Here is a 20,102-nt window from a genome sequence, read left to right on the forward strand (position 1 = left end):
ATAGGCTACACTGGAGTTGCCACAGTTCAGAACATTAACTACATAATCACCTGAAAGCGGGTCTTTGCCCAACAAACGCCGGGTAGTATTCACCAGGGAGTCCGGTTGAAAAGTAAGCTCATTCTCAAACCTGATTTGGTATTCATTTTCGGCTATCTTTTTTACCGGGAGCACCCTTGATGTACTGTCGCCCGACTGTAAGAGCAACTCATGCCCTATCCTGCGGAGCAAAACTTCCCTTCTGGAAATATCAAAATCGTCATTACCCGTCATACTGAAAGCTGCGCAGATCACAGAAATAAACAAAAGCAGCATCCCTCCGAACAGGTACTTGCGTTCCCCAGACAGGATATTTCGGCTATCTAGCATAGTGTCAATATTTTATTTACAAAGTTTACATTTTTATTTACAATACAAGCTCTCTGCGTTGAAAAATATCAAAGTAATTTTGTTGAATCAAATTTGATAAGATATGAAAAATAAAAATACGTCTTATGCAATCTGATTTATCAGTAGAATCTCTATGTTATTTAATAAACCCAAAAAAATATGAAAAAAGTAATTTATGCGCTGATGTTACCACTGGTTGTGGTGAGCGGACTAGTATTTACAAATCCTGAAATCAAAAATGAAACTACCAAGAAGTCACCCCAAAAACCACTTTCAGTTGCTGAAAGGAAAGCCGAAAGGAAAAAATGGGAGGCTACACCTGACGGTATAAAGTACAAAAAATGGGAGGCTTCTCCAGAAGGTAAAAAAGTGCTTACCGGTGCTGCTAAAATAAGGAAGCATATAACTGCTTTTACCAATATGGAGGCTGTTGTAACCTCTCTTTCTCTTCCGCCAGGATCAAGATTAGGTTTCGGTGTTATGGCCAGGATTAATGGTGACGATTATATTGTAAAATTTGAGCCGGAAAAGTCTCAACTTGAGCAATTGCATAGCCTGAAAGTTAACGACAAAATAATTATAAGAAGCCATAGCGTATCGCACGCGCCTAAGTATTCATATCCAATAGTATCGTGCGAATATGTAGAACGAGATAGTAAAGTAATTTTTAAACGTGTCCCCCGAAAAGGCGGTTGCTGAGTAAATAAATTATGAAATACATACACTTATATATTTTGTTGTTGATGTTCGTTTTTTGCACTTCTTGTGGACAAAATCAAACAAGCGTACCAAAACAAAATAACAGGAGCCATAGATCAGGATTATCCGAGTCTCAACTTAAAGAGGCGGCCGCTTCGAAGGTACCTATGAGTATGGTTCGGAATGTAAGGCAAGCAAAAAACGGGGACATTTTAATTGCTTCTTATGTAGGTGTTTATCGATACGATGGAGCATCTTTTACCAATATGACAAGTACAATAGAGTGGCCGACCTTCTGGGATGTGTTGGAAGATAGAAAAGGAAACCTTTGGTTGGCTTCCCAAGATTCGGGTGTTTACTTCCAGCCTGCCGAACAGAACGGCTTTATGCATTTTAAAGCAAAGGATGGGACTGGCATTAGTTCAGCGCTTCATATTTATGAAGACAGAGCCGGTAATATTTGGTTCGGAGCAAGCCGTTACGATGGGAAATCTTTTCGGACCTTTACCACAAAAGGTGGATTTCCCAGTAACAATATTCGTTTACTCCTTGAAGACAAAACCGGCAAGCTTTGGTTTGGCGCACAAGGAGAAAATATGTTCGTTTATGATGGAAAAACATTTACCGTTTTAAAGAACAACGATGGCAAAGCATTTAAAAACGTTTGGTCAATAATCGAAGATAAAAAAGGAAATATTTGGTTCGGTGATGTTGATGGTCTTTGGCGCTATGACGGCAGAACCTTTACGAAGGTATCACAGAAGGGTGCTTATGTTATAATCGAAGATAAGAAAGGAAACATCTGGACTACTGGTGAAGTCAAACTCTATGGGAACGTCTGGGCACTTTCCCGTTATGATGCAAAGTCCTTGTACAATGAAAAGCCCACTGTAACCGAAATAATGTTAATAAAAGAAGGGGCGCTTTTGGGGCTTCTGGAAGCTAACGATGGAAGTATTTGGGTTGGATCTATGAACGGAGTGTATCGGTATGATGGAAAGACCATTTCGGACTTTAAAAGTAAAGAGGGTCAGAAATAAATGCATAGAGCAACTAACTTGAAGATGTAGTTGTGTTCATAATAGAATTGGAAAGATAAAAAACTACTTCCAGAACATAAGCTTAAAACCAAGTCGGATGGATGAGCACTTGACAGATATTCAGATTTAATGCTCGTAGAGTAAAATGGAATGAATGAGGTAATTATAACGGCCTTAAAATAATGTAGTATCTGTATACGGTAATGGCACGATATATTTCAGTTCTGACCCACTGTTTCGACTTTAATCCTGTTTTGATAATTCAGAAAGTGGTTTTCAAGTCAATAAAGTGGCAATTTTCTTTAAATCTTCAATAAAATGGTTCGATAATAATCCTGTTTGGAATACTAAAAAGCCGGATTGAGTTCTAATTTAGTTCTCATTCCGGTTTTTTTGCGCCATAAATCGCTGTTAATCCAATAGATAAGCAAGGCATCTTGATTAACTTTTCCGGTTCGATGTTCTCCATTTTGAAAAACCCATTTTTCAGGAAAGACTGAACCAATAATTTCTCTTTTGCCCTTAATATTTGCTCTGACATACGATGGTTATTAATCCTGGCTCCTGTTCAGAAAATCATCAAAAGGTTTTAGTGCTTTAAAAACGTCCGCCGAATACGTTACAAATTCTTTTGATAAAACAGTTTTATCATCGAGTTTATGAACGGCCAGGTAACTTTTATATTTAAGCAGTTCAATATCGGGGTGATCTTTAGGAACCCCCTTAGGTGCCTTTACCAGCTTCTCTCCTTCGATTTCTTTGAAATATTTTTTAAAAGCAGCACTTGTAATTATTTTCTTTAATTCCTCCCCATGATAATCAATTTCAGCACGTATGTTTTTCAACCATGGTGCCGGAGGAAGATAAGCGCCACCTGCCAGCATGGAATCACCGACAGCGAGATGAATATAATAACCAGCTTTTGTATGGATTTCTGACTTGCTTTTTGCTGAAGTAATGTGCGCGCCGAAGTTGGTTTTGTACGGAGACTTATCTTTTGAAAATCGTACGTCACGGTAAATCCTGAATATGCAATCCTTAGCCTGCAAATGACTTATGCCTTTATCATACTTGGAAATTTGCGAGATCAGGGAATTAATATATTCTTCAAAATCTGCTTTTGCTTCTTCAAAGCGTGATTTATTATCCATGAACCAGTCTCGATTGTTGTTCTTTTTCAGATCTTTCAGAAACTGGAAAGTAGCTTTTGATATCATATCATTATAGTTTGTGGAAAATTATAAAGAAGGGAGAAAAAATTCTCCCTTCAGATTTTAGCTCATTGAATGCAGTGCCACCCGGTTGCCTTCGGTATCGGTAAAATGAGCCATGAATCCATTTTCGCCGATCGACGTTTTCGGCATCAGAATTTTTCCGCCGGCATTCTCTACCTTCGATAGGGGGACGCTTAAATCTTCACCTCCGTTCAGATAAACTACACTTCCTTTACCGGAAGGTTCGTATCCTTCACCTTGTACTACTGCTCCTCCTACCTCATCGGGTGAAAAGCCGGGAAGGAAACCGTAGTTAAGACCGCGAGGAGAATCCATTTTGTGTACGTCTCCTCCCAATACCTGCCCATAAAATGCGCAGGCTCTCTCGAAATTTTTTGCTGGTATTTCAAACCAATTGATAACGTTTGCCATAATGTGATTTTTTTGGTAAATAATTTTTCTTTGCCTGAACAAAGATATGAGCACAGGTTTTACCGTCCTAGCTTAAAAATTTAAAAAACGTAGACTTCTAAAATATATAATAGTTAGATATTGTATTAAATTCTATCTTTATTTAAATAAATACGTGAAATTCAATGATCAAAAAAGGCAACTTGTTTTTACTTATCAAATCCCTTTCAAAAAGTGAAAAACGGTATTTCAAGATTTATGCGGGAATGAGTGGAAGAGATACCAATTACCTCCAGTTATTTGACGCAATTGACGCACAAAAAGAATATGATGAAGAGGAAATACGAAAGAAACTCAAAGGAAAAAAATTCTTATCACAGCTTCATGTTACCAAGATCTATTTAACAGAGCTTATTCTGAAAGCACTGAAAAATTATCATTCCGATACTTCCGTGCATTCCAAGCTTCTCGATCTATTAAAGGATATTGAACTGCTCTTCGACAAAGAGCTGTATGATCTCTGTTATTATAAAATACAGAAAGCGGAAGATCTCGCAGGCAACTATGAAAAGTTATCCCTGCTTACTGAAGTCTCTTTCTGGAAGAGAAAACTCGCCTTGGCGGTTTCAGGCGACCTGAAAGACATTCATTCTTTGTTGGTAAAAGAAAGGGAGGCGATTGAGCAAATGAGCGTCCTTAATACCTACTGGCAACATACCATTAATATAAGCAATCTTATTAATGATGATCATTTTATAAGAAAACTTACGGAAACAAAAAGCAATATTGCTTACGCGCTTCAATCGCAGGTATTACATTACCATATATTATATGGTCTCCATTTTATGAAAGGAGATATTAAAAAAGCCGAAAAGCATATTTCCGAACTCATTAAACTCTTAGAAGAATCTCCTGATCACATAAAAGAAGATCCCCATTCCTATGTCACAGCCATCGGGAATAAAATCGGATTATATCTTTCAAGTAAACAATGGGATGAGATTCCGGCTTTGATCCATAAGATCCGTGAAGTGCCCCTGAAATATAAACCGAAAAATGAAAGCAGGTTTACCGTTCGTCTATGGCTGAGAACGTTTAATGTTGAGCTTGAAATGTATCGAGATTCCAGGCAACTAGAAAAAGGGATTGCGCTGATGGATGAAATTCAGCAATTTATAGAAAAGCGGCGGAAAGCGATACCCGCTGATTACATACTATTATTCTACTATCAATTTGCGAATATATTTTTTCTTAAAAAAGAATACGCAAAGTCGTTGCGCTGGTTGAATGAAATACTAAATTCCAACTTTGTAAACATAAGAGAAGACATTCAATCCTATGCCCGCATCCTTAACATTATCGTACATTTTGAACTAAACAACATTATTGTATTAAGGTATGCTGTAGACAGTTGCCGTAGATTTCTAAAGAAAAAAAGTACAGAAATCAGTTCTGGTAAAAAATTATTGAATTTATTTTCAAAGCTTAGCCATGCTTATCCGGAAGAATATCAGGCAATTTTCAAGAAAGCACATACTGAACTTTTCCCGCCTCATTTCAGGCAAACTCAGGATTATATTGATATAAAAGGCTGGTTGGAAGAGAAAATAAAAATCTGAACTGTTCTGTCTTAAAAAGTACAATGAAACCGACATGATTAAAATAATCATTATTCACATTCCTGTCTATTTTTAACTGCGTTCATGAATACTTCTCAGTTAAACCCACAGGGGTCCGCCAGCTGGCGGATTAATCATCAAAGGTTCCATCCCGCTAGGCGGGACAGGTACTGACCATTGAACCGAGCTTGCGAGCTCATTGATGCCTTGAAAAGTCAAATAATGACATCAATAAAATTAAAAATAAACAGATGAAATCAATGAACTTACACCCTATAGTAAATCGTTAAAAAATATTATCGAAACACTCCGGGTATGGGGTGTTGAGCACAAAAACCACATCATTAAACTCCCCATGGTCTCTCGCCTCAAAATGGTTGCTTTTTTTAGGCAATGTGGCCAGCACTGTTACACCACTGCAAACAATATGCTGGCAACAATCATCCAAATGCCCACAACCAAGCCCAAGACACCAAGCTTCCCTTGCTTAGGCGCTATTTTGGCACGTAGCTGCTCGGCCTTATTTTTAGCCTCTTGGCTTCCCGATAACAATAACTTGTTAATCAGCCCATATCCGAGCATAAAGCCCAACGCGGCTTGGATAGCACTGCCCACAAAAAGTGTTGTCCACCATATGGGGGCCGATGTAAGCCATCCGAGGTTTAATACGGCACTAATGATACCCCATATCCCCCATAAGCAAAACACAAGGCCGATCCACCCTTGATACGGTTCGATTTTAGCCAATAGGTCTTTTGCATCAGGTTTCTTTGATAGTATCAATGACGGTACAGCTAAGATACTCAACAGGATAAGTGTAATTCCCCAAATCATAATGTTATATTTTAATACGTTAATTAATAAGACCAAAACTACTTGTTTCAGCAATGGCGGTCAATCCCAGTTTTCAGGGGTTTTTAGCCCAAATCGGCTTGGTCTGCACATTCGATAGTAATGCTTGTTCCAATCCCTTTCTCGGCGTGTATATCGATACTGCCATTCAGGAATTCCACCCTTGCTTGAACGTTAATAAGACCGGCACCTTTCTTCTCGTTCAATCTATCCATATCCAACCCATTTCCATCATCTTCAACCGTTAAAAAAATCATGCGGTCTACTTGCTGTAATTGAATAAGTATTTTTGAAGCTTGAGCATGCTTGATGGCGTTGTTTACCAGTTCTTGCATAATCCGGTATAAGACAACCTGCCGGGAATGAGGCATCTCATCCACATAATGGAATACTTGGCTTTCGATATTAATGGCAGGTGTGTTGAGCTTTTGGCAATATTCCCGAATGGCTTCGGCAAGACCAAATCTCATCAAGATTTCGGGCATCATGCTATGGGCAATATGCCGCAATTCATTCACCGCATCGTCTAGCCCTTTCATGGTTTTCTCAATCAATTGGCGATGAAGGGAATCCTTCAGCATAACCATGATACCCGACAATTCCATTTTGATGCCCGAAAGCAGGCCCCCCAATCCATCGTGCAGATCCTTGGCCAGCCGACTTCTTTCCTCTTCCTGTCCTTCAAGCATGGCAGATAATAGGGAAATGCGATGTTCTTGTTTCATCTTATCTATTTCCATCTGATGCAGCTGTTCCTGTTGTTTCATCGCCTTTACCCTATTTTTATAGGCATAAACGAGAAACAATGCGGCTAATAGAAAAGCTGCCACCAAAGCCACATACACTTGGCTAAGCTTCCGATTATAGGCTACCTTTTCCTGCAGCACCGCTAGTTCTCTTTCCTTTTTGCTTGCTTCATACTGCGCCTCAAGTTGTTTAGAAAGGTTCATTTTTTCGATGTCAAACAGATTGGTATATGCATCGACGTACTCTTTATAATAGTGCAACGCTTCCCCCAAGTTTCCCTGTTTCTCCCGCATGACAGAAAACGACTTTGAAATTTTCAACGCTGTTTTATTGTCAATGATTGGTTCTTGATATAGGGTAAACACCGCATTGGCAAGGCACAATTCAGCATGTTGGTAGTCAGCTTCCGCTATGGCATCATCCCCCAGCCGGATATAACAATTGGCTAACGTAATGTGTGCGTTGGTTCGTTTCGCCTCATCCATGGCCATATCCAAATAGTGGGATACGGTATCCCTAGGCGTGGCAGGTATGTAGTCACTGTATACCTCAGCAATTCGGTAAGCTGTAGCGGCCAGTTCGGTGAGGTGCACCAAACGATCGCGATACCGTTGCATCACAGGGATAGCGCGTTTATAATAAGAAAGTGCCGAGTCTATCCCAAACCGTTGGGTGCTGTCATTGCGGTAGCCATTCATGAAACTATTGGCCATGGTATGGTAGGCAGCAACAAGCACATCCGCATTATTGCTCCTCATTGCCGATGATAGCGCCATCCGTGCATATTTTTCCTGATTGAGTAGGTCATTCCACTGTCCGAAAAGGCCCGACAGCTCTCCGTATATACTACTTTCATAAGCGTAGGCTTCCGTTCCTTCCAGCAGGCGCGCACCTTCCAGAAAGCTCGCAATGGCTCCTTGTGGTTCATTCTGCCGGATTTCCATCCAGCCCTTGTTATATTGCACATAGCCTTTTATGGCCTTGTCGTCAGTAAGTGCATCATAGTGCAAAGCGCTGTCCAAACATTGTTGGGCCAATACGGGGTTCTCACTCTCACTGTATTGGCTGGCGAGCAACGAATAAAGATAAGCCTTATGCTGGGGTTCCCCGTGGATATCCGCTCGTTTCAACGCATCTTCCAATAGGGTGCGTGCTTCTTCAGGGTTTTTTCTATAGTATACAATGTGGGCCAGTTTGCCCATTGCCATAATTCGTTCACCCTGTGGCAAATCAGGCTTTGAAAGCACCAGTTTCAATGAATCCGCTGTGATGTGTGCCTTTACCGCTAGGCAACTAATGAAAACGAAAATCCCAACCAAGATAGTTTTCAATAAACCGCATGGATTATGCGATTTGACGTCGGTATATTCATTATTCATCTTCAAACAGTTTGGTATATAAAACAGGGACAATATGACATTAAGGCCTCCGCAAAAATAAAGAAACACTTGACGATGGACAATCCCTGAAAACAGCCAAAATCTACTCGATTGTGAATGGAGTCAAATCGATAGGTTCTCTTACGGTAAACGTCTGTGTACGCAATACGATGGTTTGTTGCTTGATTTTCTTCTCCGAAGCGAGGACAATTGCGCCTGGCCCAGCATGCATGTTTTCGGCAGGTAATTCATTGAAACCCCATTGCCGCCCTTCAGACCACAAGGTCACCGTCCTCCCATCTTCGTATTCCCAGGTTGTACATGGATGTCCGAGTACTTGAGCTGCTTTCGGACCATGGATGCCTGTTTGGGTGAGTTTATGCAGCTCTTCGGGGGTGGGGCGGCCCGACAAGGAAGCGAATTGCAACGCAAAGGCTTCCGGTATGCCAGCTTCTTGTTCAGCCACGGTACTATCGCCAAGGTTGTACGTCACCGTATTACCCGGAGTCTTGATTTCCAATGTCCCCGCATAGGTTATGGCAAACCGGCATTCGCCTGGATGATGGTATGGACCACTCATGGTAAAACCCCATGATTCACGCCTGAGGGCAACCCGATCTCGGGTAATAGCCAATTGATAGCGTTGGGTTCCCAACGTTTCCAATTCATCGCTTGTAAGTTCTTGCACCAAAAGGCCGGAAGATTTAGCTGATTCAACAGCACGTAAGTAGCTCGACTGCATGCTATTCACTCCGTCCATCAATGCTTGTACCGTTTGGTCGACATAAATGTCGGGATGCGCGTTGCCCTTATCGGACTGGCATCCGCCCAATAGAAGCATCAATCCAAAAACGCACACGAAACACGTTGCTGTCCAATGACCGATCATGGGCCAAAGTTATCCTTTTCCAGTTATATAATCAACGGAATAAGCATAGCGCCTTGACGCCCATCACCTGCCATCCCCCTTGCTAGCACATTATTCAATCGGTGTGCAGGTCGTATCCTCGCCAAAAAATCAATTGCTGTAAATCTTTAAGATGATATTGTCATATAAATGTCATTACCACGCTATCTATTTTTAACCGGTCTAAATAACTCTATTTTTGCGGCGTTTCAAATTAACACCATTTATCAGGATGAAGCTACGCTACACTTTTGTCGGTATCCTAACCCTCCTTTCCGCCTTACTGCTTGCACAAACTCCCCAGAGCAAACTGGTGGGCCACATTGCAGATATCAATGGATCCGCCTTGGCAGGAGCAACGGTTCAACTCAACGGTACTACAGGCAGCAGCGGATTAAAGGTCGAAACCAACGCCAACGGCGATTTTTTACTTGAATTATCTCCCGACGAATACAGTGTGAAGTGCAGTCATATCGGTTACCGGTCAACCCATGAGGACATCCGCCTAATTGCTGACAGTACCATACATATGGAGGTAACGCTGGCACAGGATGTGACACTCGATGAAGTGGTCGTTACCGCTGGCCGCATCGCGGAAAGTATCGATGAAGTCCCATCATCTATCAGCATACTGAATGCGAAGCAAGTCCAGGAGCAGGCCAACATCAACCCCTCGGTTGCTTCCATCCTCGGAAATACCATCCCCGGACTTGGGACAGGCACCAACAAAGCCACCAATAGCGGGCAGACACTTCGGGGCCGACAGGTATTGGTGCTCATCGACGGCGTTCCGCAATCGACCCCTTTAATGAACGGCAGCAGGGACATCCGAACGCTTGATCCCGCGGTAATTGAACGCGTGGAAGTCATCAAGGGTGCAACCTCCATTTATGGTAATGGATCTGGCGGAGGCATCATCAACTTCATTACGAAACAACCGGATTCGGGCAAGTCTTTCGGGGGAACAAGTAGTATCGGCACCGGTGGTAACCTCGCCCATCCGTCGAATACCATGGGTTACCGGTTTTCTCAATTGTTTACCGGTACGGTCAATAAGTTTTCCTATGTATTCAGTGGCACCTATAACTATACTGGTGTATTAAAAGATGCCAAGGGCAACGTAAATGCACAGGCAGATGGCCTGGGCGAAAATTCATTGTATAATATTTTCACTAAACTGGGGTACAGGCCAAACGACAAGAGCGCGTTTATGGTTTCTTACAACCTGTTTCGGAGCGTCCAGCACAGTGATTACATCAATACGGTTGGCAAATATGGCGAAGACCCCTCCATCGGCGTAAAGGGTGAAAATCTGGGTGAGTCCGCCGGAACACCGTACAATCATAACATATTGGTGTCATATCAGCACAGTGCCCTCCCCTACAACACCGTGCTTGATGCGACGGCTTACTATAATCGATTTGTTTCCATGAATCGCTATGTAGAAAACGGTACGGCGTGGTACGGACCGGGGCAAACAAAGATCCAGTCGTTTAAAAAAGGCATTCGTGTAAACCTCCATACCCCCTGGAAAATGAGCGATCGATTCGGCGTTGAATTCACCTATGGGTTGGACTTATTAAATGACCTTACGAACCAAATATTGACCGATGGACGTGTGTACATACCAGACATGGACATGGTTAACCTCGCGCCCTATGCGCAACTAAAATTCGATCTATGGGACAATTTGGTGCTCAAGGGCGGCTTACGCTATGAAAATGCCAGCGTAAAGGTGCAGGATTTCAGCACCATCGCAACAGGACCGAATGGCGAAGGTAGCGTGGCCATCAAAGGTGGAACGATACCGTACCATGCTACCATGTTCAATGCAGGCCTGCGTTATAATAGGTATGCCGTTTTTAACCCCTTCGTTAGCTTTTCGCAAGGGTTTGCCATCAACGAACTGGGACGTATCCTGCGACGTGCGCAAGAAAACACGCTGGATCAAATTGAAACCGATCCGATTATCACCAACAACTATGAAGTGGGCTTCAGCAGCCGTATCCGCATGTTCCATTTTACAGCGGCTTACTACATTAGCACATCAAAATTCGGCGCCAACCTGGTGGACGTAGGCGGTTATTTGACGGCACAGCGCGAACCTGAACATGTTCAGGGCTATGAAGTAACCGCCGATGCGTATCTCGATGAAAAATGGACGACCGGCGCCAGCTATTCGTTTGTAGAGGGCAAAGCCGAACAGGATGACGGCACCAAGGTATACCTAAACGGTATCCGTATCGCTCCGCTAAAGGCAACGGCGTACCTGGCTTTCCGCCCGTCGTCGATTACCGAGCTGAAACTCAACTGGGTCTATACCGGAAGCAGGGACCGGTTTGAGCCCCGTGCGAATGGTACCTATGCCAATAGCGAAGGTCCGATAACATCCGTAAACCTGCTCAATTTCTCGGCCATGTACCGCATCAGCAGCAAGATCCTGATTGGATTGGGTGTCGAAAACCTGCTGAATACAGCGTATTACCCCGTGGTGAGCCAATACCGGGGCATCGATGCGGAATACGTGCGTGGCAACGGCGCATCTGTGAACGTGAACCTATCTTACAGTTTCTGAAGCCATGGCCCGTAAGCTCTTCCGCTACCTACACAGATGGCTGGGCTTAACCACCGGGCTCATTGTCTTTATTGTCAGTGTCACTGGATGCATTTATGTTTTTTCCGATGAGCTAAAGGGGCTATTTTACGGCAAGCGCCTGTTCATCGTCGAACAGGAGGCTGCCTTCCTACCGCTGAGCGTCCTAAAAGACAATGCACAGCGCGCATTGGATCCATCGCATCCGATTACCAGGTGCGATGTCTTCCCCAAGGGAAACCGCTCGTGGATATTCCGCGCAGCGAAAACCAAGCCAGGGGCCATAGGCTATTGGAATTACTACCCATATTACTATCGAGTTTACGTCAACCCCTACAACGGAGAGATCGTCCATATCGAAAATAGCAAATGGGAGTTTTTCCAAGTGGTACTAAGCCTACACATGAACCTGTTGCTGGGTGAGCGTATAGGCAAACCCCTCGTGGGCTACGCTGTTGTCGGTTTCCTATTCATCCTCATCAGCGGGGTAGTGCTTTGGTGGCCTAGGAAATGGAAAAAAAAGAAACTGAGGCAACGCTTTGCCATCAAATGGAAGGGATCCGTGAAACGCGTCACTTACGACTTACATAACGTGCCGGGGTTCTATATCCTTATACCTGTGTTCATCATCGCGACGACAGGGTTGGTTTTCTCCTTCAATTGGGCGGACCAAGCGGTGCAATACCTCTTTAACGGAGGCACGCCTGCAATGAAAAGAACCCTACCCGTTTCAGCTCCCTCCGCCCAATACGCCGACAGCGCGCTGGACACTGCGGTGAGATCCGTCATGCATGCGCATACCGGCGCCGATATGCTTTCCATCCGGTTCAGGGCGGGGGAAACCTCGCCCATCGATATCCAAACCCGTTTGCGGAAAAGCCGGACCAGCACTTTCGTATGGTATTATTTCGACCGTAATGACGGTCGACTGCTCACCAAATATGGCCACCGGGATATTACGGGAGGCGAAAAGGTGCGAAGCATGAACTATGACTTACATGTGGGCTCCATTGGAGGTACCGCCACCAAGATATTAGCCTGCTTTTGCTCACTCATCTGTGCGAGCCTGCCGGTAACTGGTTTTCTGATCTGGTATAACAAAAGACGCAAGCGTGGTATTGCCAGGGTCGGCGCCTAAAAACAATGACTACCCCTTAGCAAGCTGTTCTTTCTTGAGAATATCTTGATGTTTGACAACATAGGCAATGGCCTCTTTTACCAAATCGTTGAGTGACATTTGGCGTGTAGCAGCCACCATAGCCGCATCTTTGTGGAGGTCGCTTGGGATACGCACGTTGAAGCTGCCTTTAAACGTTTTTTGCGGCGATTTACCAATCGCTTCGCAGGTAGCGATATAGTCGTCAACAGCTTCATGAAATGCATTTTTCAATGCTGGTGTGGATGTCGCTTCATAGGTTACCAGATCATCAATTCCCAAAATTTTTCCATGCAACACCTCGTCCTCCGCTTGATAAGAAACGGTTCCGCGATAGTCTTTATAGGTCAATATATCGTTCATAATCTGTGTAATTTCTTTAATATAACGATAGTTTCTTCAATGGCATACCGCTTTACAATATTCCGCGGATGCGGCTTGTGTAGGCTGATGATATGCTTTTCATCATCAACAAATTTTCTACGGGAACCACCCGTTTTGCCGGTCTTCAATTCCTTAAAACCAAAATAAGCTATTACATTAATAAACTCTTCCCAAGTAAAATCCTTGGGTACTTCGATAAAACGCTTAACTAATTTCTCTGATCGACTCAAGGGCAGATGCAACTATAATATAGTTGCAAACTTAGATAAATTTGCTTTCTTCTGCAAATATATTTGGTTGCGTAAAAAAGCAAAGTTATCGGCCTGCTCGGCTGCCACTAAGAAGCCTTAATGTTTTCAAAGGTAATTAAAATGCCCCCTACCGTCTATACCGGAAATCATCTTTGAGGATGACGAGTGGGCACTGCTACCCATGTAAGGACAACCTTTCCAAAATGTTTCCCTTCATCAAAATAAGTCAATGCCTCGGACAATTCCGATAATGGAAAAACCCTGTCTATCACAGGCGTCATGTTATTAACTTCTATTGCCCTATTCATATCCTCAAATGCGGTTTTTGAACCAACCTGGACACCAACAATGGACAGGCATTTTTGTATTATATCAAATACAGATAAATTTGTACTTGCACCACCCAACAAGCCAACAACCGCAATTCTGCCACCGAGTTTCATCGCTTCTATGGTTTTTCCTATTTCTGCCCAAGACATTTCCAAAGCTAAATCGACACCCTTCCCTCCTGTCAGTTCCAACACCATTTTCCCCCAATCCGGATTAGTTACATAATTGATGGTTTTATCAGCCCCTAACTGTTTCGCTTTTTCCAGTTTCTCGTCTGAACTTGAAATAATAATGACTTTCGCGCCGATTGTTTTAGCAAATTGCAATGCAAAAATGGAAACCCCACCTGTCCCTTGTAGCAAAACGGTTTGCCCTGGCTTCAATTGTCCCGCATTAACAATAGCTTCCCACGCCGTAAGCCCGGCAATTGGTAAGGAAGATGCCTCTTCGGCGGTCAGGTTAGATGGAATTTTCACCAGTGAGCTTTCCGGTAAAGTAATGTATTCCGAAAACACGCCTTGTACCGCTGTGCCCAAACGACTTTTCAAATCAACTGGCTTCAGACCTCCCGATTGCCATGATTGGATAAAATGTGTCGCAACCAAATCTCCAACGTTAAGTGTTAAAACATCGCTTCCTATTTGCTCAACAATACCAACGGCGTCAGAACCTAAGATATGTGGCAATTTAGTCCCAAAAGCCCCTTTTGCAATCATTAAATCTAATTGGTTGAACGATATTGCGTTAACTTTTACCAAAACTTCATTTTCCCGAATGCTTGGAATCGCCTGCTCTTCTATGGTTACATTTCCCAAACCATATTCGTTTTTAATAAGTACTGCCTTCATAATTCTTTAGTTAAACATGAAATGCAAAAGTAGTTTTACACTATCTTTGTGTCAAGTATGCACTTTTTTGTATGCTAAGAACCAAAAACATACTATTGTTGATTATCAATGCTATAAAAATTCACAATGAGGAAAATAAATTTGGATGAGCCTATTTGTTCTGTTGATTATGCCTTCAAAAGAATAGGTGGGAAATACAAAGGGCGTATTATTTGGTATTTAAACGCACATGTTGTAATGCGATATGGAGAACTTAGAAGAGCGATAAGGGACATAACTCCAAAAATGTTGACGCAGACCTTGCGTGAGTTAGAAGATGATAAACTCATCACACGAAAGGTATATCATGAAGTACCTCCAAAAGTGGAATACTCGCTGACGGAAACAGGAGCGGAACTCATTCCGTTCATAGACCACTTACGGCAATGGGGCGACCGACAAATTGAGAAAGAAAAATTAAATCCCATACTATGCTGAAAAGTACGAATACCCAACATCGGCCAGTTCAAGCAGGAGATGTCAATTAATTCAACTATCTTTCGCACCACTATTTTTCAGTTGTTATGCCGTTCCATTACGTTATTATATATTGCTTTGTATCTATCGTTCTTCTTGCTTTTTGCCCTATCGCCGTAGCCCAGCTCCCTACCAAACCATCCAATGAGCAAGCAGCTACGATTGACAGCTTTTATCATGAAGGCAGCCAGCTGTTGTTAAGCGGAGACCTGGATGCGGCTCATCAGCGGTTCAGCGAAGGATTATCGGTCGCTAAAACGCAAGGGGATTCCCTAAACATCGGTCGGTTTTACCACGGATTAGGCACCGTGCTGCAGCACCAGCAGGCCTATGAAGAGGCCTTGCTCCATTATCACAAAAGTATAGCGTTTATCCAGGAGGACCAATATCCTGACGAAGTGGGAAAGACCTATGGAAACCTCGGCGCGCTCTATGCCCAGCAAAAGGATTTTCAGCATGCAAGGCAGTACCTTGAGCGTGCATTGGCTACGATAAAAGAAGAAAATGTCAGGCGGCTCCATATCATGGCCAACCTTGCTGCACTATACCTTGACCAAGGCGATTTGGAACAAGCTGAATCCCTAACCCTTGAAGCGATTACATCGGCAAAAACACTTAACCAGGCGTATATTGAAGCCACTCTATACACCAACCTAAGTAAATTATACACGGAAACAAACCAGTGGAAACGGGCCATTCCGGCCGGCGAGCGGGCTTTGCACATCAAGGATAGTATTAAACAGGGCAGTTTGGTGGCACCCCGTGTTAATATCGGGTATGCGTATGAAAACCTAGGAGCACTTGACACGGCCATGAAGTACTACCACGATGCGCTGGGAGATGCCTCTGGAACGGAACTGTTGGGGGTATTGCAGAACCTGAAACGCATTGCTAAAAAAGTCGGGAATCTACGCGAATCACTGCGCTATTATGATCGCTATGACCAGGTAAAAGACTCCATCGCAGAACTGAATCGCCAGGCGCAGGTAGCCGAACTCACGGAAAAATACGAATCGAAACAAAAGCAGGGCGAAATCGACCATCTACAAGCTGAAAGTAAATTGCAAGGAAAATTGATTGCCCGGCAACGGGTTTTAGTTGGTATTTCGTTGGCTTTGCTCCTGCTGTTCGCTGTATTGGTGTATGTATGGCTCAAACAAAACAAGACGCGGCAGGCATTGGAAAAATCCAAGATGCAACAGCGGTTTCTCCTTACCCAGCTCAATCCCCATTTCATTTTCAATGCGCTGCAGAGTGTACAAAGCTACATTTTCAAAAACAAACCGGAAACTTCCATGGAATACTTGAACAGCTTTGCCAAGTTGATCCGGTCTGTTCTGGAGCATTCAGACCACGACACCATTTCCCTGGAAGAAGAAATGGAAATGATCCGCAATTTTTTGCACCTGCAGCAACTCAACCATCAAAATGACTTTACGTATGAAATTACACCTGGTGAACCCCCTGCGGAGCTAGATGGCCTCCATATACCGGCTATGTTAGTCCAGCCCTTTGTAGAAAATGCGGTAATCCATGGGATGCGAGACGTGCCTGAAGGAAAAATATCCGTTAATTTTAAACAAGAGGAAGGCCTATTAAAGATCACGATCTGCGATAATGGCAAGGGCATACAGCTGCAAAAAAGACAAAAGGCCAATGCCCTACACCGTTCCATGGGGACGGAGATCATCCATAAAAGAATACGTGAATTCAACAAGGTGAATGAACGGAAAATAAACGTGCAGATAACGCCGTTTAGGGAGCATCCGGAGTTTCCTGGCACGAAGGTGGTGCTGGATATACCGGTTCTAACCTATAAAAATACATGATGAATAACCCAAGGCCAGATAAACCGTTATCCTGTCTCCTCGTAGAGGATGATCCACAATCCATGGAATACATGGTTGGTATTCTACAAGCCCATGCTCATAGCTTAGCTTGCTATCAAGCCAAAACCCTTAAAGAAGCCGAAGCATTGTATGCCGCTCATGATCCGAGGCTACTTATATTGGATATCAATCTTCCGGACGGGGATTCCTTTGAACTGCTAGCCAATATCACTGAGCAACAAGAAGCGCCCATTCCTTTTAAAGTCATCTTCACTACCGCCTTTGCCAACTATGCTGTAGAGGCGTTTAAAATCAGCGCACTCGATTACCTACTGAAACCGTTTACCCCCCATGAATTGACAACAGCCGTAGACAAGGCGTTGATTGACTTGGACATGGAACAATACCGACAACAACTCGATGCTTTTTTCCACAACCAGCAACAAGAAGACCCACAACATAAGAAAATCGTACTCAAAAGTGTGGACAATATCCATGTGGTAAAGATTCCTGAAATCAGTCAGGCGGTGGCCGACAATAATTATACGGTGTTCCATTTGATTGACGGTCGCACCATAACCGTTTCCCTGCCCTTGAAATCATACGAACAAAAACTTTCACCTTGCGGCTTTATGCGTGTCCACCAATCGCATTTGGTCAACCTCAGCCATATCAAAACCTTCCAACGAAAAAACAACATGTTGATTTTGGAAAACGGCATCGCCATACCGGTTTCCCTTAATAAAAGACCATTGCTACTGGATTACCTAAACACCTTATAACCTATCGGCAAATTCTCATCAAGTATAGGCAAATCCTAAAAGCACAGCCATAATCAATGCTGTTCAGCAATAGCTTTTGTAATTTTATGGGCCGGTTTATGCGGTTTTATAATCTTAGTAATCTTTTAAAAATAACATAACATGATGAAAACATCCCATATTTTTACAATAGTTTGCATAGCTGGAGGCCTATTAACGTTCACGATCGCCGAAGCACAGCTACTGAAAAAAATCGGAAAGAGTATCACGAAAAAGGTGGAAGACAGGTTTGAAAAAGAAGCCGACAAGGCAATGGATAAAATACTCGGCGAAGATACCGGCGTGCCCGGCTCAGGCGCATCGGACGATCCGCTGCGGGAACTCCCTCCCACGGTGTATGACTTTACACCGGGCACTACAGTTATTTTTGAGGACGATTTCAATAACGATGCCGTGGGTAGCATGGCCAGGAAATGGCGAAGCAATGGCAGTGGCACGATAGCGGCCGCTGAGCATGGAGGAGCAGAGCAATGGTTTCAGCTTACATCGGGAAATATCTACAGAATCGCAAACCTTGAAGAGCTACCGGAAAACTTCACCGTAGAATTCGATTTGATTACCCGTTGCGAAGACGCGGATAAGATCTATGGTGGTTCCTTTGGGTTAACACGAGACAATCAGACATCGGGCGATGGGTGGAACCAATCCATTGCTGCGGTCGGTTTTGGGTGGTGGTCAGGGAATCCTGTAAAGTTCAGTAGTGAATCAGGAGATAAAAAGAGCCTTGGTTTTCCCATGAAAAATTATGCCAGGCGCACCATGCGGGTTGAAATCCAGATTACCAATGGCAACTGGATGAAGGTCTATTTCGACAAATATAAAATCCTTGATACGGACATGATGTACGCTGATTCACCGAAGTATTTTTACATAACTGCTCCAAAACCTGACGGTAAATACGACCGGACATATATCGACAATGTGCGTATTTCAGCATTATAATTGGTGATCCCTCCCATATCCGGGTTTGGTATTCGAGCAGGGGTAATTGATATTCGTAAGCTATCGGTTTTTAGAAGCGCTCGGATATGCTATATCACCGTACCGGTGATCACGTTGGTATAGGTGATGGCCGGCTCCGTCCCGATATACGCCGCGCGGAACCCGTATTCCCTGAAACAAAAATCACACCAAATCGTACACCGATGTGTACCTACGGGCTACCAGTGGACGGGCCACAGCACAAAGACTTCAGAAAAAGTAGTACATTCGTATGGCCGAACATGGAAATATACCAACATATCCCCAAACATCCCTTATCAGGTTTCATCCAGCATATTGTTTATGTAAATGGCGCATTGCCCATCCCCTACATCACGGAACTGCCGGAGAGTGGAATAAACTTGGTGATTGAATTGAATGAAAACACCGTCAATACCGTTTTTCCTGAGAAGACCCTGGGAATCAAGATCGATATGAAAAACGCATGGATTTCAGGCATACAGAAACAAGCCATCACCTATAAAAACAATCCGGATTCCACCATTATAAGCGTCCGTTTCACAGCCGGGGGCTTTTTTTCGCTAACCAAAATCCCGGTTACGGCAATAGGCCACGTGGGTATTGAGGCAGAGACCCTCTTGGGGAATTCGTTTAAACACCTATACCAGCAACTGCTCAACACGGCCACCGTGCCAGGGAAGTTTGCGCTTATTGAACGGTATTTTTTACAATATGCCATTGAAGAAACCATGGAGCAGGATATCGTGCGGTTCGTCAACCAGCATATCGACAAGCCCATCGACTGGTTGATCCACAAATCCGGCTATTCCCAAAAACATGTTATCCACTTGCTCAAAAAACATACGGGCTTTTCCCCCAAGTACCTGCAGCGGATCCATCGGTTCCATCAAGCGGTGAAGGAAATCCAGCACCATAAACACCATGTCAATTGGTTTTCGATCATCCATCGGTATGGGTATTACGACCAGGCCCACTTCATCAAAGATTTTTCGCATTTCGCTGGCATAAAGCCCATGGAGTATTTGCAATCCCAGTTGGCGTTAGCGGAGAATAGCTTGGTCCCGGATATGATCTTGAATCCCACAGAAACCGCGTCAAAGCAAAGGTAAATTTTTTACAATGGTGGGATTCCCGTACCAGCTACCTTTGTCTT

At 43.6% G+C, this 20,102-nt stretch carries 19 protein-coding genes and 1 pseudogene; 10 read left to right on the plus strand and 10 right to left on the minus strand.

Annotated elements, in window-relative coordinates; all coding sequences use genetic code 11:
- Positions 1–369, minus strand: a pseudogene (locus NF543_RS19935) (winged helix-turn-helix domain-containing protein); the annotation flags it as partial.
- 180 nt (positions 370–549) lie between these two features.
- Between NF543_RS19935 and NF543_RS19940 the strand changes: the two are divergent.
- Together NF543_RS19940 and NF543_RS19945 are read left to right on the plus strand one after the other, a co-directional pair.
- Positions 550–1,089 carry a hypothetical protein gene (locus tag NF543_RS19940; RefSeq protein ID WP_257669956.1) on the plus strand — a complete coding sequence of 180 codons (540 nt, stop codon included), beginning with the start codon at positions 550–552 and terminating at the stop codon, positions 1,087–1,089.
- 11 nt (positions 1,090–1,100) lie between these two features.
- Positions 1,101–2,129, plus strand: coding sequence for a ligand-binding sensor domain-containing protein (locus NF543_RS19945; protein ID WP_257669957.1), 1,029 nt, complete (start codon positions 1,101–1,103; stop codon positions 2,127–2,129).
- 379 nt (positions 2,130–2,508) lie between these two features.
- Here NF543_RS19945 and NF543_RS19950 read toward each other — a convergent pair whose 3' ends face one another.
- The 3 genes from NF543_RS19950 to NF543_RS19960 are packed head-to-tail and all read right to left on the minus strand — an operon-like array spanning position 2,509 to position 3,775.
- Positions 2,509–2,670: a hypothetical protein gene (locus NF543_RS19950; protein WP_257669958.1), complete on the minus strand. Its 162-nt coding sequence runs from the start codon at positions 2,668–2,670 to the stop codon at positions 2,509–2,511.
- Between the two features lie 10 nt (positions 2,671–2,680).
- Complete coding sequence (locus tag NF543_RS19955; protein WP_257669959.1) at positions 2,681–3,346, minus strand: DUF2461 domain-containing protein; 666 nt, start codon at positions 3,344–3,346, stop codon at positions 2,681–2,683.
- Positions 3,347–3,403: 57 nt separating this feature from the next.
- On the minus strand, positions 3,404–3,775 hold the full coding sequence (locus NF543_RS19960; RefSeq protein ID WP_257669960.1) for a VOC family protein: 372 nt from the start codon (positions 3,773–3,775) through the stop codon (positions 3,404–3,406).
- Between the two features lie 164 nt (positions 3,776–3,939).
- Between NF543_RS19960 and NF543_RS19965 the strand changes: the two genes are divergently transcribed.
- Positions 3,940–5,373: a hypothetical protein gene (locus tag NF543_RS19965; protein WP_257669961.1), complete on the plus strand. Its 1,434-nt coding sequence runs from the start codon at positions 3,940–3,942 to the stop codon at positions 5,371–5,373.
- A 408-nt stretch (positions 5,374–5,781) separates the two neighbouring features.
- Here NF543_RS19965 and NF543_RS19970 read toward each other — a convergent pair whose 3' ends face one another.
- The 3 genes from NF543_RS19970 to NF543_RS19980 all read right to left on the minus strand — a co-directional run bounded on the left by NF543_RS19970 (position 5,782) and on the right by NF543_RS19980 (position 9,240).
- Entirely contained in the window at positions 5,782–6,207 is a 426-nt protein-coding gene (locus NF543_RS19970) for a hypothetical protein (protein WP_257669962.1), read from the minus strand.
- 83 nt (positions 6,208–6,290) lie between these two features.
- Positions 6,291–8,351, minus strand: a complete 2,061-nt coding sequence (locus tag NF543_RS19975) for a sensor histidine kinase (protein ID WP_257669963.1) — start codon at positions 8,349–8,351, stop codon at positions 6,291–6,293.
- A 103-nt stretch (positions 8,352–8,454) separates the two neighbouring features.
- Positions 8,455–9,240: a LamG domain-containing protein gene (locus tag NF543_RS19980; protein ID WP_257669964.1), complete on the minus strand. Its 786-nt coding sequence runs from the start codon at positions 9,238–9,240 to the stop codon at positions 8,455–8,457.
- 250 nt (positions 9,241–9,490) lie between these two features.
- On the opposite strand from NF543_RS19980, the gene NF543_RS19985 reads away from it, so the two are divergent.
- Together NF543_RS19985 and NF543_RS19990 are read left to right on the plus strand one after the other, a co-directional pair.
- Positions 9,491–11,833 carry a TonB-dependent receptor gene (locus NF543_RS19985; protein ID WP_257669965.1) on the plus strand — a complete coding sequence of 781 codons (2,343 nt, stop codon included), beginning with the start codon at positions 9,491–9,493 and terminating at the stop codon, positions 11,831–11,833.
- Positions 11,834–11,837: 4 nt separating this feature from the next.
- On the plus strand, positions 11,838–12,989 hold the full coding sequence (locus tag NF543_RS19990; protein ID WP_257669966.1) for a PepSY-associated TM helix domain-containing protein: 1,152 nt from the start codon (positions 11,838–11,840) through the stop codon (positions 12,987–12,989).
- 9 nt (positions 12,990–12,998) lie between these two features.
- Here NF543_RS19990 and NF543_RS19995 read toward each other — a convergent pair whose 3' ends face one another.
- The 3 genes from NF543_RS19995 to NF543_RS20000 all read right to left on the minus strand — a co-directional run bounded on the left by NF543_RS19995 (position 12,999) and on the right by NF543_RS20000 (position 14,820).
- Positions 12,999–13,370 (minus strand): type II toxin-antitoxin system HicB family antitoxin, encoded by a 372-nt coding sequence (locus NF543_RS19995; protein WP_257669967.1) that lies wholly within the window; start codon positions 13,368–13,370, stop codon positions 12,999–13,001.
- Entirely contained in the window at positions 13,367–13,633 is a 267-nt protein-coding gene (locus NF543_RS25585) for a type II toxin-antitoxin system HicA family toxin (protein WP_373275020.1), read from the minus strand. The genes NF543_RS19995 and NF543_RS25585 overlap by 4 nt, the downstream gene beginning before the upstream one ends.
- A 155-nt stretch (positions 13,634–13,788) precedes the next feature.
- The gene (locus NF543_RS20000) at positions 13,789–14,820 is read right to left on the minus strand and encodes a zinc-dependent alcohol dehydrogenase family protein (RefSeq protein ID WP_257669968.1); all 1,032 of its coding nucleotides are present in this window, start codon (positions 14,818–14,820) and stop codon (positions 13,789–13,791) included.
- A gap of 237 nt (positions 14,821–15,057) precedes the next feature.
- Here NF543_RS20000 and NF543_RS20005 point away from each other — a divergent pair, with 237 nt between their 5' ends.
- The 5 genes from NF543_RS20005 to NF543_RS20025 all read left to right on the plus strand — a co-directional run bounded on the left by NF543_RS20005 (position 15,058) and on the right by NF543_RS20025 (position 20,058).
- Complete coding sequence (locus tag NF543_RS20005; RefSeq protein ID WP_257669969.1) at positions 15,058–15,297, plus strand: winged helix-turn-helix transcriptional regulator; 240 nt, start codon at positions 15,058–15,060, stop codon at positions 15,295–15,297.
- 86 nt (positions 15,298–15,383) lie between these two features.
- The gene (locus NF543_RS20010; RefSeq protein WP_257669970.1) at positions 15,384–17,165 is read left to right on the plus strand and encodes a tetratricopeptide repeat-containing sensor histidine kinase; all 1,782 of its coding nucleotides are present in this window, start codon (positions 15,384–15,386) and stop codon (positions 17,163–17,165) included.
- The gene (locus NF543_RS20015) at positions 17,162–17,947 is read left to right on the plus strand and encodes a LytR/AlgR family response regulator transcription factor (protein ID WP_257669971.1); all 786 of its coding nucleotides are present in this window, start codon (positions 17,162–17,164) and stop codon (positions 17,945–17,947) included. The genes NF543_RS20010 and NF543_RS20015 overlap by 4 nt, the downstream gene beginning before the upstream one ends.
- A 141-nt stretch (positions 17,948–18,088) precedes the next feature.
- Positions 18,089–18,928, plus strand: coding sequence for a hypothetical protein (locus NF543_RS20020; protein ID WP_257669972.1), 840 nt, complete (start codon positions 18,089–18,091; stop codon positions 18,926–18,928).
- 86 nt (positions 18,929–19,014) lie between these two features.
- Positions 19,015–20,058, plus strand: a complete 1,044-nt coding sequence (locus NF543_RS20025) for a helix-turn-helix domain-containing protein (RefSeq protein WP_257669973.1) — start codon at positions 19,015–19,017, stop codon at positions 20,056–20,058.
- The last annotated feature ends 44 nt before the right edge of the window (positions 20,059–20,102 follow it).

It is taken from the genome of Parapedobacter tibetensis (assembly GCF_024704835.1).
GTDB classification, from domain to species: domain Bacteria; phylum Bacteroidota; class Bacteroidia; order Sphingobacteriales; family Sphingobacteriaceae; genus Parapedobacter; species Parapedobacter tibetensis.

Bases quoted from the DNA above. Each gene is read 5' to 3' on its own strand.
- NF543_RS19940 (WP_257669956.1), top strand. From the start codon at position 550: ATGAAAAAAGTAATTTATGCGCTGATGTTACCACTGGTTGTGGTGAGC.
- NF543_RS19945 (WP_257669957.1), top strand. From the start codon at position 1,101: ATGAAATACATACACTTATATATTTTGTTGTTGATGTTCGTTTTTTGC.
- NF543_RS19950 (WP_257669958.1), bottom strand. From the start codon at position 2,670: ATGTCAGAGCAAATATTAAGGGCAAAAGAGAAATTATTGGTTCAGTCT.
- NF543_RS19955 (WP_257669959.1), bottom strand. From the start codon at position 3,346: ATGATATCAAAAGCTACTTTCCAGTTTCTGAAAGATCTGAAAAAGAAC.
- NF543_RS19960 (WP_257669960.1), bottom strand. From the start codon at position 3,775: ATGGCAAACGTTATCAATTGGTTTGAAATACCAGCAAAAAATTTCGAG.
- NF543_RS19965 (WP_257669961.1), top strand. From the start codon at position 3,940: ATGATCAAAAAAGGCAACTTGTTTTTACTTATCAAATCCCTTTCAAAA.
- NF543_RS19970 (WP_257669962.1), bottom strand. From the start codon at position 6,207: ATGATTTGGGGAATTACACTTATCCTGTTGAGTATCTTAGCTGTACCG.
- NF543_RS19975 (WP_257669963.1), bottom strand. From the start codon at position 8,351: ATGAATAATGAATATACCGACGTCAAATCGCATAATCCATGCGGTTTA.
- NF543_RS19980 (WP_257669964.1), bottom strand. From the start codon at position 9,240: ATGATCGGTCATTGGACAGCAACGTGTTTCGTGTGCGTTTTTGGATTG.
- NF543_RS19985 (WP_257669965.1), top strand. From the start codon at position 9,491: ATGAAGCTACGCTACACTTTTGTCGGTATCCTAACCCTCCTTTCCGCC.
- NF543_RS19990 (WP_257669966.1), top strand. From the start codon at position 11,838: ATGGCCCGTAAGCTCTTCCGCTACCTACACAGATGGCTGGGCTTAACC.
- NF543_RS19995 (WP_257669967.1), bottom strand. From the start codon at position 13,370: ATGAACGATATATTGACCTATAAAGACTATCGCGGAACCGTTTCTTAT.
- NF543_RS20000 (WP_257669968.1), bottom strand. From the start codon at position 14,820: ATGAAGGCAGTACTTATTAAAAACGAATATGGTTTGGGAAATGTAACC.
- NF543_RS20005 (WP_257669969.1), top strand. From the start codon at position 15,058: ATGCGATATGGAGAACTTAGAAGAGCGATAAGGGACATAACTCCAAAA.
- NF543_RS20010 (WP_257669970.1), top strand. From the start codon at position 15,384: ATGCCGTTCCATTACGTTATTATATATTGCTTTGTATCTATCGTTCTT.
- NF543_RS20015 (WP_257669971.1), top strand. From the start codon at position 17,162: ATGATGAATAACCCAAGGCCAGATAAACCGTTATCCTGTCTCCTCGTA.
- NF543_RS20020 (WP_257669972.1), top strand. From the start codon at position 18,089: ATGATGAAAACATCCCATATTTTTACAATAGTTTGCATAGCTGGAGGC.
- NF543_RS20025 (WP_257669973.1), top strand. From the start codon at position 19,015: ATGCTATATCACCGTACCGGTGATCACGTTGGTATAGGTGATGGCCGG.